Below are 15,491 nucleotides of genomic sequence, written 5' to 3'. Positions count from 1 at the left end.
TGCTTGGGCAAAGGTAATAAAAAAAGGTACAAGTTAATTATCCCTGTACCCTTTTCTATTTACCTGTCCGGTTCACAATTTATGAAATGCGAATAGATTTGCCTACGCGCAACGTAGTCTTTGGAGTGATATTATTCAATGAACATATTTTATTTACGGAGACACCGTAGCGTTTGGCAATGGCACCCAGCGTATCACCTTTCTGTATCCTGTGATAATTCACGTCACCCGAAACGTATTTATTACTCGTCGTATTGGTATTCTTCGAAGGCTCCCTGTAGTTTGAAGCAGTAGCAGCTCCGACCGTGTTGCTCTTGATCACCACTCTACTACTATTGGATGTCTTCCTGTAACTGGAATTGGTCACCAGATACTCTTCATTATGGGGTGCTTTTTTCTCAAAGTCGATAATGAAATTGGGATTAATGGGTTTACCCAGGAAGCGGGTCTCGAAATGCAGGTGAGAGCCGAACGAACGTCCCGTATTACCGGCCAGCCCGATAGGTTCTCCCGACTTTACAAAATCATTTTCACTTACAAGGAATTTGGACAGATGTCCGTATACAGTTTCCAATCCGTTCAAATGGCGGATCACAAGATAATATCCATAACCCCTTCTTTCATATTGCTTTACCCTCACCTTACCATCAAACGCGGCATAGATAGTATCACCCGTTTGTGCTTTCAGGTCAACCCCATAATGGTAACGGCGGCTACCCCTCCGTCCGAAATTGGATGTCATGTACCCGTCCACCGGCATGGTAAAATTCTCCAGATCCACCATAAAAGTATCCGGTGCATTTTTCAGGTTTCCGTACGTATTGACAAACCTGTTTCCCCACATTCCCTCATAAATATCATCGGCAGGGATAGCCTCAGGATCAAACTCAAACCGGTCTTCTTCCGCTTCATCCAGGACGGACAAATCCAATTTAAGCTTCAGCCCGTCGGCAAAAAGTCCCGGCTGCTCACTCAGGGTAGAACTGTGTAGTTGTTTGTATGTTAAATCGGGTCTGGTATTTTCGCTTGACTCCGGAGCTAATTGTGAAAATGCGTTCAATGTAACGAACATCAAGCTTGCAGATAATAATGTGCCTGCTTTAACTAAAATTTGATTTCTTTCCATTGCTATTTCACTGAATTTTTTTGATAATCCATTAAAAAACTTTTGACATTATATCTCATCACTCGCATAAAGGTATGGGATAAGATAATGAGAATAATTAAAAATCTCGTCTTCAGAGAAAAAACGTTTCAATTCGGCTTGCGCCGTTTCCGAAGAGTCGGAAGCATGCACAATATTTTCCTGCACGCTCATACTGAAATCACCCCTTATAGTACCAGGTTGCGCTTCCCTTCCATTTGTAACGCCTGCCAATTTCCTCACTACGCTTATCACATCCTTTCCCTTAAGTGCCATCACTACCACCGGACTTACGCGCATAGCTTCCTTGATACGACCGAAAAAAGATTTTTCTGCCAAATGGGAATAGTGTTCATTCAGAATTTCATCAGTCAACTCTACCATCTTCATGCCGACAATCTGGATTCCCTTCTTTTCGAAACGGGAGATAATTTCCCCCATGATTCCGCGCTGTACAGCAGATGGTTTCAGAATTACTAATGTAATCTCCATGAATGATAAAAATGATAAACTATAATGAAAACGACCTTTTAATTACTGATTTTTTTCTTTAAATCATCTCCAAAGTAAACTTTTTATTATTTCTCATCCAAATTATCTTCATCCTTTTTTTGAGGATATTTTCTACAACAAACGTCAGAATCACTCATATTATTCAGATTTACAACATCTTACGGCAAAACATGTTTTACAACACATTTTGCTGATATTAAGCACAATAGACAATTATTAACCATTATTTACCGCCTGACGGGGCGAGTTATTCGCTTCGCTGTTATTCGCTTCGCGTTATTCAGTAGTTATTCGCTCGCTTCGCTCACGTTATTCAATAGTTATTCATGCTTCGCATGCAATGCGACCGAACAACAACAATCGAGCAACTATTGAACTACAACTGAATTGCAATCAAATAACAACCGAATTACAACCGAATAACAACCGAATAACAACCGAATTACAACTGAATTACAATCGAATAACAACCGAATTACAACCGAATTACAATCGAATAACAATCGAACAATTTTACTATTTTTAATACCCTTCTTATAAAATGGGGTTCCATTCCTACTCGAAATAAATAGATTTAAGTATCTTTGCCCAAAATTCGCAATCAATCAGCGTGATTCGGGTTAAAATTGGAACTATACATCAATCATCAAAAGAATGAAAAATGATGAGGTACAAGCTTATCAATAATATTACAGGTTGGATTGTATTTGCTGTCGCGGCAGTGGTTTATCTGCTCACTATTGAGTCCACTGCCAGTTTCTGGGATTGCGGTGAGTTTATAACCCAAGCCTATAAACTGGAAGTGGGTCATCCACCGGGTGCCCCTATTTTTATGCTGGTGGGAAATCTCTTCACGCAATTGGCACAGGATCCGTCGCAGGTAGCCAAAATGGTCAATATCATGTCGGCATTGCTGAGTGCATTCACCATCTTATTCCTTTTCTGGACCATCACCCATCTGACCCGCAAACTGATTATTGCAAAAGAGGGAGACGAGCTTAACGTGGGCCAAACTATTGCTGTGATCGGCAGTGGCCTCGTGGGTGCGCTGGCATACACTTTTTCCGACACATTCTGGTTCTCGGCCGTGGAAGGTGAAGTATATGCCTTCTCGTCGATGCTCACCGCCCTGGTGTTCTGGTTAATCCTCAAATGGGAGGACAATGCGGATAAACCCCATTCCGACAAATGGATCGTACTGATCGCCTATGTGATAGGGTTATCTATCGGTGTACACCTGCTCAACCTGTTGTGTATCCCGGCAATTGTGCTGGTTTATTATTTCAGGAAGAACGAAACACCTGATTGGAAAGGTGCGGTCAAAGCCCTGCTGCTCTCTTTTGGACTTATCGTCATAGTAATGTGGGGGATTATCCCCGGTTTCGCAAAAGTGGGCGGTTGGTTTGAACTCTTCTTTGTGAATTCGTTGGGGTTTTCTTACCATACAGGGGTGTTTGTGTATCTTATTCTTTTGTCCGCCGTGATCGGATGGGCTCTCTACGAGACGTTGTCTCCAAAAGGGAAGGAAAAGAGGGCACGTATCTCTTTCTTCCTTAGCCTGGGTATGACAGGTATCCTTTTCATCGGCAGCAGTGCCTGGTTATGGTTAGCACTCATTGCGGCAGGAGCCTATCTGGCATTCGGATACAAAAAATTACAGGTCAATCAAATCAATCTGGCCGTCACAAGCCTGATGGTCATCCTGATCGGGTTTTCGGCCTATGCACTGATACCTATCCGATCAAACGCCAATCCTCCGCTCGACCTGAATAAACCGGAGGATATCTTCTCCCTGGGGAGTTTCCTTAACCGGGAGCAATACGGACAAACACCTCTTATCCATGGTACAACCTATGCCTCTCAACTGGCACGGAACGCCGATGGGTCATTGGTCAGGAAGGGAGAGAAAACCACCTACCAGCAAGTAGTAAAAACTTCACCTGAACAGAAAGACCGGTATGAAAAAGTGGTGTTGCCCAGTTACCAATATACCAACACCATGCTGTTCCCGAGGATGCACTCCAATTCCGGTAACCCATCATTCAGGAACCACAGCCTCGGTTATGAACAGTGGGCCGGTGTGACCGACCTGAACAAGCAACCTACTTTCTGGCAGAACCTGAAGTTCCTCTTCAGCTACCAGATCAACCATATGTACTGGCGTTATTTTATGTGGAACTTTTCCGGAAGGCAGAATGATATACAGGGTCACGGTGAAATTACCAACGGCAACTGGATCACCGGAATTCCTTTCTTCGACGAACATGTGCTGGGCCTGGGGCCACAGGATAATATCGCACCCGACATCGTCAACAACAAGGGACACAATAAATACTATCTGTTGCCGCTTTTGCTTGGTATCATCGGCATCCTTTACCAGTTGCAGCTGAAAAAGAGAGGAAAACAGAGTTTTGCCATTGTCTTTATGCTCTTTTTCATGACCGGATTGGCCATCATCCTCTATCTCAACCAGACACCTTATGAGCCAAGGGAGCGTGATTATGCCTATGCCGGCTCATTCTATGCCTTCGCCATCTGGATAGGAATGGGAGTGGCAGGTATCAGTTACTTCCTGAGAAAATATATAAAGAATACAACTGCCGCCACAGCACTTGCCACGGTAGCCACACTTTGTGTACCCATCCAGATGGCGTCACAGAACTGGGACGACCACGACCGTTCGGGAAGGACACTGGCGAGGGATACCGGCATGAACTACCTGAGCTGCGTGGGCGAGAACGCCATCCTTTTCACCAATGGGGATAACGACACCTACCCACTCTGGTACGTGCAGGAAACCGAGGGATTCCGTACCGACGTGCGGGTCACCAACCTCAGCTTCCTACAGACGGAATGGTATGTGGACCAGTTGCTGCGACAGGCGTATGAGTCGGAACCATTGCCCATCCGTTGGACCAGTCAGCAATATGCAGGCAAGGCGGGAAGCTTGGCATATATCATCACCAAAAAGGAAATTGAAGATGTGCTCCGCCACAACAATATCCCCCCCGTTTCCTTCGGTTCTTACTACGATATCAGTGCTTTCAGGGATACACTTTCTTTGAGCCGGATCATGGAGAACCTGCGGACGGGTCAGAACACACGGCCGAACAACCCGTTCACTACAGGCGATATGCCCATCATTCCGGGCAATGTGCTGGCTCTCGACGTGGATACCGCACAGGTGGACTGGAAAGGACTTGCCGCGAAGCCTTCCAACAAGATGTATATCGACCTGAAAGATAAATCGTATGTATCTTTTAATGAGCAGATGATCATGGAGATGCTTGACAACATCAATGATGGCAATTGGCAGCGGCCCATCCATTTCGCTACCACCATCACTCCCGACCTTTATATGAACCTGCAGAAGAATCATAGCTTCTCACTCAACGGGCTCACCTACCAGGTGGTACCGGGCACACCGCTATATAATGGAGTGAACATCGAAGCAGCATACGACAACATGGTGAACAAATTCAGGTGGGGAGGACTCGAAAACAATCCAGACCTCTACCTTGATGAGACCTGCCGGAGAATGCTTTCCACCTACAGACTTTACTTCACGCATCTTGTCGATGCATTGGTTGCTGCGGGAGAAAAGGAGAAGGCGCTTACCGCACTGGATAAAGTCACCACGATGATCCCCTCTTCGGCCGTGTCTTATGGTACCGACGGGTTAATTTTTGCCAGGGCGTATTACCGCCTGGGAGAAAAAGAAAAGGCAGAGGCCCTTATCAATGACATCAGCGACAGGGTGAACAAAAACCTCGACTGGTTTGTACGGTTGACACCCGTACAATTATCGAATTCACTCTCTGATGTGGTATATAACAATATCAATCCTCTGATGCTTATCTCAAATATTTATCAACAATATAATAAGGAGAAATACAGGATACTGGTCGACGACTTGCTGCAACGCGCACAAACTTTCTATATGCTGGGCGTTCCCTATGTAGGTGATACCCTTTTAAAAGAGATCACCGACGGTTCGGTACGCGGATATTACTCCACCTCTCCCGACGATACGGTACACCGTGCCACAGAGGAAGAGACGATGCAAAAAACACTCAACATGATGCAGCAATTCAGTCCCCGCCTGCTGGAACAATACCAGCAGCCGGCCCAGTAGCAGTAATAAGTACGGTTGTGAGCCGACTCACAGCCGTACCTCATTTCAACATACAATCCCATTTCATGCTAATTGAGCAACCCCCACATTTTTACAGGCTTCTTTTTCCGGAAGCCCGCTGGCGGATAAGCATCCCCGGCCAGAAAACGGTCTATCTCACTTTTGATGATGGTCCCATACCCGAGGTAACTCCCTGGGTATTGGATCTGTTGGATCGCTACAATATAAAAGCCACTTTTTTCTGCGTGGGTGATAACGTACGAAAATATCCGGACCTGTACCGTCAACTTCTTGGGAAGGGGCACCTTACCGGAAATCATACCTTCAACCATGTACAAGGCTGGAAAAGCAGGACATCCTTTCTGTTGAAAAATACCAATAAAGCAGCGGAGCTGATCGATTCGCCGCTATTCCGACCTCCCCACGGACACATGCGCATACCGCAAAACCTGGCGCTGAAGAATGCAGGCTATAAAGTGATCATGTGGGATGTGGTCACAAGGGATTACAGTCGTTTTATGAACCCCCAACAGGTGCTGGACAACGTGAAGAAGTACACGCGCGACGGGTCCATCATCGTGTTTCACGATTCATTGAAAGCCGAGAAGAATATGAAATACGCCCTTCCACGTGCCATTGAGTGGTTGCAGCAAGAAGGATATGCTTTCGAGTTGATCCCGGATATAAATTCCATTTCCCTTCCGGCCCGACAAACTGCCTATATTTAACAGAACGCTTTCCTCATATCCATTCAAAAAACCTACAGGCAATGAAAGCCGATTCAAACGCTCCGATCGGCAGCTTATACTCCCTTTATTTCCCTGCAAAAACATGTTGCAGCCAGTCCGTTATGTCCGACAAAAACCGGGGTGATATTGTTTGCTCAATCTTTCCATATTCTCCCACCGAACCGGTTTCACATTCCTGGAAAAGGTGATTCAGGCCGGGGTATGGTTTGATCGTATAATTTTTATTACCTCCTTTTTCCAACGACTTCCTTATCATCTCCAGATTTTGCCGGGAGTCCACTTGTATGTCTTTTTCACCATTGACAGCCAGCACGGGGCATTTCACTTTTTCAAGGTATCCGGCGGGATTTAATGATAAAAAGGCCCGGTACCATGGCAGGAGCATCGACCCCATATTCCTGCTGATAAATTGTTCCCGGCTGTTTGCCCCACGGGATGAGGCAGGCATTGCTTCCCACAATTTACCGAATTTATCGCTGAGTTCTTTTTTCTCTTCTTCTGTCCCTTTCCAATTTTTCAGGCTTGGATAGACCGTCTCTAACACTGCCAGTATCCGATCGATGGTATCCTGCCGCACCTGCCCCATCTTCAAGAGGTCCGCATTCTGTTCCAGGAGAAGCCTGCTTCCCTCTACTCCCATTCCCGCCATCAATACTATCGCTCCGACCGTTGTATCATTTGCTGCCACCATGGGTGCAATTACTCCCCCTTCACTGTGTCCGATCAGGGCTATCCGCTTTTTGTCGATACGAGTTTGCGCTTGGAGAAAATGAAACGCCGCCTCGGCATCAGAAGCAAAATCTGCCGTAGTAGCATTGGCGTAATCACCATTCGATTGGCCAATACCCCGTTTGTCATAGCGCAAGACCGCAAATCCGTTGCGTGTCAGATGGTCGGCGATCACCCAAAAGGGTTTGTGACCGAAAATAGCCTCATCGCGGTCATTTGGTCCACTTCCGGCTATGAGGATTACCGCCGGGAATATCCCCGTTTCGTCCGGAACCGTCAATGTGCCGGACAGTCTGTTTCCGTTCACCCCATTCCGGAAAGTAATATCTTCTGTCAAATATGGGAAAGGCGGTTTAGGTTCCTGGGGACGGGACAAGTCAGTTTTTTGAGTGGGCTTCAACACCAACGGCAATTGCAGTCCACCCTGACGAAATATACCCTCAATAGAATCACCCTGAAAAGTTCCGGTATAGGAAATACCCATTCCGCCTGCTGAGATTTCCAACTGATCATTTGAAAAAACAGTTTTGGATGTAGCCAGTCCGAAAGCGCCCTGGTCGGGGCTGTCCATCTTTGTTTCGTAAACTGTGTCGTTTTTCACGATATGGAAAACAATCCCAAGTCTGGTATTTTGAATTTGCAGCTTTCCGCCCCATGAACCTGTTATATCCTGGGAGAAAAGAGCACCTGCGAAGCAGATGCAAAGTACGGCAATAATCAATTTCTTCATAGGCTCCTGCAATAAGGACTAAACAACGAAAATGTGCTTCATTTTTTCGCAAACTTACAACAAATATTCATTAGTATCAACTATTTTTTCCAATTCAACGATTCAACACCCCTCTCCCAGTCTCCCCCGCTCCCAGTCCTCCAGTCTTAGCCACCTAACCACTTAGCCACTTAGGCACCTAACCACTTTTCCACTAAATCACAAACAATGTTAAAAATAAAAACAATATAGTATTATGTATTGCATAGTACAATGTTTTGACATACATTTGTGCCGTGCAAATAAAATAAGCGAAAAATCCTGTAACCATTTTGAGTGAAAGATGGTCTAAGCAAAAGAAACAACTATAGAGGTCACAAGAAATATTATTATATGATTGAAATCCGGCAATTACATAAATCCTACCGAACAGAAGCCCTGTCGCTTCATGTCCTGAAAGGAATCGATCTGGAAATAGCTTCCGGTGAATATGTCTCCATCATGGGGGCGTCGGGATCGGGAAAATCCACCCTATTGAATATCCTGGGCATCCTCGACACATACGATTCGGGCGAATACTTCCTGAATGGCACACTGATTAAAAATCTCAGCGAGACACAGGCGGCGCTTTACCGCAATGAGATGATCGGGTTTGTCTTCCAGTCGTTCAATCTGATCAACTTCAAGAACGCATTGGAAAATGTGGCGTTACCTCTCTATTATAAGAAGGTGAGCCGCAAAAAAAGGAATATCATCGCGTTGGAACATCTCGACAGGATGGGTTTGAAAGACTGGGCACACCACATGCCGAACGAGATGTCGGGCGGGCAAAAACAACGGGTAGCTATTGCCCGTGCCCTGATCTCGAATCCAAAGATCATCCTGGCCGACGAACCTACGGGCGCCCTCGACAGCAAGACTACGGTGGAAGTGATGGAAGTTTTGACGAACCTCAACAGTGAAGGGATCACCACCATTATCGTAACACATGAACCGTCGGTGGCAGATGCCACCAACCGTATCATCCACCTGAAAGACGGCATGATCGAATACGAAACACGCAAGGATAACGGCGTACATATCACTACCCCATCCCAAAAATCGCAAATGGTATGAGCGACCAGCTTCAGGAAATACTGTCCACGCTGAAAAAGAACAAGATGCGCACTACCCTCACCGGACTTTCGGTGTCATGGGGTATCTTTATCCTTATTGTCTTGCTGGGGGCAGGTAACGGACTGCGGAACGGAGTAATGCAAAACTTCAGTTCCCGGGCAGTGAACCGGGTCAACCTCTGGCCCGGCACCACATCTATGCCCCACAAGGGACTGAAATCGGAAAGGAACCTCTATTTTACAGAGGACGAACTGGATTTTATCAGGAAAGAAGTAGAGGAGAGCCGGCTCATTACGCCCCGGTTCAACACATCCCAAACCATCTCTTACGGGAATGAATACGGCTCCTACCAGGTGAGAGGAGTAATGCCGAACTATTTTGATATTGAGAAACTGACCATTGCCCCGGAAGAAGGACGTTTCATTAATCAACTGGATATCAACCAATCGAATAAAGTAATCGTACTGGATAAAAAAGTTGCCGATCTCCTTTTCAAGGAAGAATCACCTCTGGGTAAATATGTCAAGGTGGGACAACTGATGTTCAAGGTGGTAGGCGTGAATTCTAAAAAGGAACAATGGGGCGGATCGAATACTTACATTCCATTCTCTACTGCACAGACCATTTTTAATCCTAACCGTAAGTTCTATCAGATCACTTTCACCGTAGACGGACTGGTTACAGAAGAGGAGAACGACCGGTTCAATGAATCCCTGAGGGCACTGATGGGACGCCGGCTGAATTTTAACCCGGAAGACCAGCAAGCGCTCTGGGTATATAATGCACAAACGGAATATGTGGAGACGATGAAAATATTCGGGGGAATCACCTTCCTGGTCACTATTATCGGTATCCTCACACTCATCGCGGGGATCGTAGGCGTAAGCAACATCATGCTGGTATCCGTCAAGGAACGTACCCGTGAGATCGGGATACGGAAAGCCATCGGCGCCACACCAACCTCTATCCTGAAGACCATTATCCTGGAATCAATCTTTATCACTACCGTTTTCGGGTATATAGGATTGATAATGGGAATCGGGCTGACCGAAACGGTCAACTTCTTTATGGAACAGGCGGCCAATGCACAAGCTGTGTCCGACGAACCGCAGATGTCTATATTTTCCAATCCTACGGTGAATGTGGGCTATGCACTGTTCGCCACACTCGTGCTGATTATCTCAGGCGTAATTGCCGGCTACCTGCCCGCCCGCAAGGCAGTGAAAGTGAAGCCGATTGAAGCAATGCGGCAGGAATAATCAATGTGGTGCTAAAAGTCTTGATTCTTTACTCTTTACTCTTAAAAAAATGTTTGATTTAGACAGGTGGCAGGAAATATGGATCACTATCACGCACAACAAATCACGGAGTGCGTTGACCGCCTTCGGTGTTTTTTGGGGAATGCTGATGCTGATACTGATGGTGGGAGCAGGCAATGCGCTTGAACAAGGGATTTTTTCGCAGATCGAAGGATTTGCCACCAATTCCTGCTTCTTCGAAGCGGAGCGCACAACCGTTCCCTACAAAGGATTTCAGAAAGGCAGAAGGTGGAATATCACCAATAGCGATATCCCGGTGATCAAAGAAAAGGTGAGTGAACTACAGTATATCTCTCCCATGCTGTTCAGCGGGGGCAATGACAAAAACGTGGTCAGGGGCGATAAAAACGGCTCCTACCGCATAAAAGGCAGTTATCCGGAATACGACCTGATAGAGAAAAGCAAAATGGTCTACGGACGATATATCAACGATATAGATATTGCGGAAAAACGAAAAGTATGTGTGATCGGTGAGCGAATCTATGAAGTGCTCTTCCAGAAAGGGGAAGATCCTACCGGAAAACAGGTACGTGTGAACGGCATCTACTTTCAGGTAATAGGAGTAGCCCGCGGCACCTCGGGCGTCAGCATTGGAGGTAATACCACTGAATCGGTTGTACTCCCATTCTCCACCATGCAGCAGGCATTCAACCAGGGAAATATCGTTCATCTACTGGCTGTCACTGCCAAGGACGAAGTACCGGTAAAGAAAGTGCAGGATCAGGTTACCGAGATACTGAAACAGCAGCATCAGGTTTCACCCGACGACAAGGATGCAATATGGACTTTGAACATAGAGGAACAATTCAAGATGTTCAACTACCTCGGCATCGGCATCGCGGCCCTGATATGGATCGTGGGATTGGGTACGCTCTTCGCCGGCGCTATCGGTGTGAGTAACATCATGCTGGTCACTGTCCGGGAGCGCACCAAAGAGATCGGTATCCGCAGGGCTCTGGGAGCCACCCCCAGGAATATCATCGGCCAAATCCTCAGTGAGAGTGTGGTACTCACCGTATTGGCGGGACTACTCGGCATTGTGCTGGGAGTGGGATTGCTACGGGCAACGGGGATCGTACTCAGCCAGGGCGACCAGTTCTTTAAAGACCCACAAGTCTCCTTCGGCATGGCCGTGGGTTCACTCATTATCCTTATCGTGATTGGTGCCATGGCGGGATATATACCCGCACAACGTGCCATGATGATCAAACCCGTAGAGGCGATCAGTGAGGAATAGTTGTTCGGTGGTTATTCAGTTGTTGTTCAGTTGTAATTCAATTGTAATTCAGTGGTAATTCAGTTGTTATTCAATTGTAATTCAATTGCAATTCAATTGCTATTCAGTGGTTGTTCGGTTGTACTATCCCGCAAAGCGGGAAATAACGGCGAAGCCGAATAACTATTGAATAACGCGAATCGAATAACAATAGAATCGAATAACGCGAAGCAAATAACAATAAAATATATATAGTATGAAGAAAATATTGCGAATTGTTGGATTGTCCCTGTTAGGGCTCTTGGTTATATCTACTTTTGTGTTTCTCTGGCAGAAATCGCGTCCGAAAACAGTGACTTACAAGATCGAAGCTGCCACAAAAGGCGATATCGAAAAACGAACCGTGGCTACAGGAAAAGTGGAACCGCGTAATGAGATCCTTATCAAACCGCAGATGTCGGGCATTATTGCCGAGGTCTACAAAGAAGCAGGCGAAACCGTGCAGGCGGGAGATATCATTGCCCGGATACAGGTGGTGCCCGACATGGTGAACGAGAGCAGTGCCGAGTCGCGTGTAGAAAGGGCCCGGTTGGCAGCCAACCAAAGCAAAATCAATTATGAGCGTGATAAAAAACTCTTCGACAATGACGTGATCTCAAGGGAAGAGTTCGAGAAGGTGGAACTACAGTACAAAAACGACCAGGAAGAGCTTCGCGCCGCCAACGACAACCTGAGTCTGGTACGTACCGGGATTACCAAGAGTTCAGCACAGACCAGCAATACGCTGGTACGTTCCACAGTGAGCGGCACTATCCTTGACGTGCCCGTCAAAGCGGGTAATTCGGTGATCCAGTCGAATAACTTCAACGACGGCACTACCGTAGCCTCGGTAGCCGACCTGGGCGACATGCTTTTCGTGGGTAAGATCGACGAGACGGAGGTAGGCAAACTTTCGGTAGAGATGCCCATGGAGATTACCATCGGTGCCATCCAGGACTTGAAGATTCCCGCCTCATTAGAATATGTCGCACCCAAAGGTGTAGAAGAAAGCGGGGCCATCCTTTTCGAAATGAAAGCTGCCCTGAAACTACCGGAAGATCTTTTTATCCGGGCAGGCTACAGCGCCAACGCCGAGATTATCCTTGACCAGCGTAAAGAAGTGGTGACTATTCCCGAGAGTTCAGTCGAATTCAGTGGCGACTCTGCGTTCGTTTATATGGTAAAGAGCGAAAAACCGCAAGAATTCGAACGGAAACATGTGAAAATCGGACTTTCGGACGGAATCCGCATCGAAGTGACCGAAGGACTGAAAGAAAATGACAAGATCCGTGGCACGGAGATTATTGAAAATAAGAAAAAGTAATTACCATGTATATCAGAACTATTATCAGCGCCCTGTTTATCAGCGCTTCACTGCTTCCGGCAGAAGCTCAGCACAAGTATACGTTGCAGGAATGCATCGATATTGCGCTGGAGAACAACCGCAATATCAAACAACAGGAACTGGGCAGGCAACAGCGGGAGATCGCTTATGGTCAGGCACGTGCCGACCTGCTGCCGAACCTGAATGCGTCGGCAGGACAGAACTTTGTATTTGGCCGCTCCATCGGGCTCGACAATGTATATGAAAACACCAACTCGTCACAGACTAGCTTCAATATCGGCGGGGATATCACCCTTTTCGACGGTTTGCGGATGAAGCACAACATCGATGCAAGAAAAGCCGATATGTACGCCTCGGAAGCTGATCTGGCAAAGATGCGCGACGACGTCGTCATGAGCGTCTCCACCGCTTTCCTTCAGGCACTGCTCAACCAAGAACTGCTCCAGATCGCCGAGAACCAGATCGAGACCAGCAGGGCCAACCTGCAACGTCGTAGCGAATTGGTGAAAAGCGGCAAGATGGCACAGGGTGAACTCTATGAACTGGAAGCGCAAGTGGCAAAGGAAGAACTGAACCGGGTACAGGCGGAAAGCAACCTCAAACTGGCGTTGCTCGACCTTGCCCAAATCATGGAACTGGAAGAATTCAACCATTTCAACATCACTGCCCCTCCCGCAGAAACGCTGATCAATGAAGCCACCCTTCTCCGGTCGGAAGCGGTATACGAAAGTGCGTTGGTAAATCGTCCGGAGATCCGGGGAATGCGCTACCGGTTAGAGAGTAGTGAGAAGGAACTGCTGATGGCAAAAGCGCAATACTACCCTTCCCTCTCGTTCGGTGCCAATATCGGAAGCGGTTACTACAAGATGAGCGGCAGGGATAACGACTCTTTCGGTTCGCAATTGCGCAACAACAGGAGCAGTTCGCTCGGGTTCAGCCTCCGCATCCCCATCTTCAACCGGTTCCAGGTCAGGAACAGTGTCCATAGCGCCGAACTGGCCATCACCAACACACAACTCGAGATGGACAAGGCCAAAGTAGAATTGCGCAAACGGATTGAGCAGGCCTACTACAATGCTACCGGCGCCAAAAGCCGGTGGGACGCCGCACTGAAATCCATAGAAGCCAGTCGGGAAGCTTACCGTTTCGCGGAAGAGAAATACGAGAGCGGACGGGCCAACTCTTATGAACTGTTCCTCGCCAAGAACAATCTCACCCAAGTGCTGGGAGAAGAAGCGCAAGCCAAATACGAATATGCGTTCCGCCTCAAAATCCTTGAATTATTAAGGGATTGAAGAGTAAATTAATGTGCCAATTGATTTATTAAATCATTATATGATCCAATTTCATTGGCATATTATTCTCATTGTCATATTAGAATTAATTCTTAACTTCTCAACTTCCAACTTCTCCACTTCTTAACTTCTTAACTTCTTAACAAAAACAATATGAAAATTTCAGCTACTTTAATCCTCATCACAGTGCTTTTCACAGCCTGCATCTCCGTAGGTGCCCAATCGCGCCAAGCTGCGGATCAATTTGAAGTAAGTGAATTTACGGCCATCGAATCGTCGGTGATAGCCAACATTCACATCAAGCAATCCCCTACTGTCAGCGTGACTGCAGAGGGTAGTGAAGAACTGCTCAATATCCTCGACGTAAGGATGGACAATGACAAACTGATTCTTACAATGGAAGACCGTCACCTGAAAAAGAACAATAAGCATTCCGACAAACTGCTGATCTCCATCTCAACCCCCACCCTTACCAGAATTGATTTCGACGGCGTAGGAAATATTGAGATCGAAGGCACTTTCTCCACTCCCGAACTGACCATTGACTCGGAAGGAGTAGGCAATCTCACAGCAGACAGGCTCGATGTCGGCTCCATTTACATCTCTTCAGAGGGAGTGGGCAACACCACATTAGGCGGCAAGGCCGACAAAGTGGAAATCCAATCCGAAGGGGTGGGCAACGTAAATACAGCAGAACTCACCGCACGAAGTGCCGTTGTCACGTCGCAGGGAGTCGGCAACGTTAGCTGCTATGCCTCAGAACACCTTAAGGTACGTTCCGAGGGTATTGGGAGCGTCAGGTATTATGGTAACCCGGCGGATAAAGAACTCAACAAAGAGGGATTAGGAAAAATAAAAGCAGGGAATTAACCCCTTGCTTACTCAATAAATACTCTACTTCTACTTTTAATTACAAAAAATTTCGAACCCGGAGGCTTGTGAAAGTATTCGGGTTTTTTCGCTTATTCTACTTCACTTATTTCAGTATCATGTTCTATATATTCCAGCGTATAAGAATTATCCCCTTTTGTGGTAACAATATTAACCCAACTTTGACCCCTTCAGGATGTATTTCTCTGTAAAACAGCATTCTTATTTTTTTGAAAGTCTTGCTGTGTACTACAAATTTTGATTTTTCTAAAAGGTCTGTCTTTGTAGTGGAGTGCTTTATAAATCGATGCC

The 15,491-nt window shown here is 46.5% G+C and carries 11 protein-coding genes; 8 read left to right on the top strand and 3 right to left on the bottom strand.

Going from position 1 to position 15,491, the window contains the following annotated elements; all coding sequences use genetic code 11:
• Nucleotides 1-79: 79 nt before the first annotated feature.
• Both ABV001_RS14660 and ndk read right to left on the bottom strand, forming a co-directional pair.
• A complete protein-coding gene (locus ABV001_RS14660) occupies nt 80-1,126 on the bottom strand; it encodes a peptidoglycan DD-metalloendopeptidase family protein (RefSeq protein WP_352423507.1) in 1,047 nt (348 codons plus the stop codon).
• 48 nt (nt 1,127-1,174) lie between these two features.
• Nucleotides 1,175-1,636, bottom strand: coding sequence for a nucleoside-diphosphate kinase (ndk, locus tag ABV001_RS14655; protein WP_352423506.1), 462 nt, complete (start codon nt 1,634-1,636; stop codon nt 1,175-1,177).
• A 682-nt stretch (nt 1,637-2,318) separates the two neighbouring features.
• Between ndk and ABV001_RS14650 the strand changes: the two genes are divergently transcribed.
• Together ABV001_RS14650 and ABV001_RS14645 are read left to right on the top strand one after the other, a co-directional pair.
• Complete coding sequence (locus tag ABV001_RS14650; RefSeq protein ID WP_352423505.1) at nt 2,319-5,792, top strand: glycosyltransferase family 117 protein; 3,474 nt, start codon at nt 2,319-2,321, stop codon at nt 5,790-5,792.
• Between the two features lie 65 nt (nt 5,793-5,857).
• A complete protein-coding gene (locus ABV001_RS14645; protein WP_352423690.1) occupies nt 5,858-6,520 on the top strand; it encodes a polysaccharide deacetylase family protein in 663 nt (220 codons plus the stop codon).
• An 85-nt stretch (nt 6,521-6,605) separates the two neighbouring features.
• Here ABV001_RS14645 and ABV001_RS14640 read toward each other — a convergent pair whose 3' ends face one another.
• Entirely contained in the window at nt 6,606-8,000 is a 1,395-nt protein-coding gene (locus ABV001_RS14640; protein ID WP_352423504.1) for an alpha/beta hydrolase family protein, read from the bottom strand.
• 372 nt (nt 8,001-8,372) lie between these two features.
• Between ABV001_RS14640 and ABV001_RS14635 the strand changes: the two genes are divergently transcribed.
• The 6 genes from ABV001_RS14635 (at nt 8,373) to ABV001_RS14610 (ending at nt 15,179) form a co-directional block, all read left to right on the top strand.
• A complete protein-coding gene (locus ABV001_RS14635; RefSeq protein ID WP_352423503.1) occupies nt 8,373-9,095 on the top strand; it encodes an ABC transporter ATP-binding protein in 723 nt (240 codons plus the stop codon).
• On the top strand, nt 9,092-10,354 hold the full coding sequence (locus ABV001_RS14630) for an ABC transporter permease (protein ID WP_323424631.1): 1,263 nt from the start codon (nt 9,092-9,094) through the stop codon (nt 10,352-10,354). The genes ABV001_RS14635 and ABV001_RS14630 overlap by 4 nt, the downstream gene beginning before the upstream one ends.
• 49 nt (nt 10,355-10,403) lie before the next feature.
• On the top strand, nt 10,404-11,651 hold the full coding sequence (locus tag ABV001_RS14625) for an ABC transporter permease (protein WP_323424630.1): 1,248 nt from the start codon (nt 10,404-10,406) through the stop codon (nt 11,649-11,651).
• Between the two features lie 235 nt (nt 11,652-11,886).
• Nucleotides 11,887-12,993 (top strand): efflux RND transporter periplasmic adaptor subunit, encoded by a 1,107-nt coding sequence (locus tag ABV001_RS14620; RefSeq protein WP_352423502.1) that lies wholly within the window; start codon nt 11,887-11,889, stop codon nt 12,991-12,993.
• Nucleotides 12,994-12,998: 5 nt separating this feature from the next.
• Nucleotides 12,999-14,309, top strand: a complete 1,311-nt coding sequence (locus ABV001_RS14615; RefSeq protein ID WP_352423501.1) for a TolC family protein — start codon at nt 12,999-13,001, stop codon at nt 14,307-14,309.
• Nucleotides 14,310-14,462: 153 nt separating this feature from the next.
• Nucleotides 14,463-15,179, top strand: a complete 717-nt coding sequence (locus ABV001_RS14610; protein WP_352423500.1) for a head GIN domain-containing protein — start codon at nt 14,463-14,465, stop codon at nt 15,177-15,179.
• Nucleotides 15,180-15,491: the final 312 nt, after the last annotated feature.

It is taken from the genome of Proteiniphilum sp., assembly GCF_040307845.1.
Taxonomy (GTDB): Bacteria; Bacteroidota; Bacteroidia; order Bacteroidales; family Dysgonomonadaceae; genus Proteiniphilum.
Note: the sequence above shows the minus strand (reverse complement) of the source record. Positions and strands in the feature narration are given on the sequence as shown.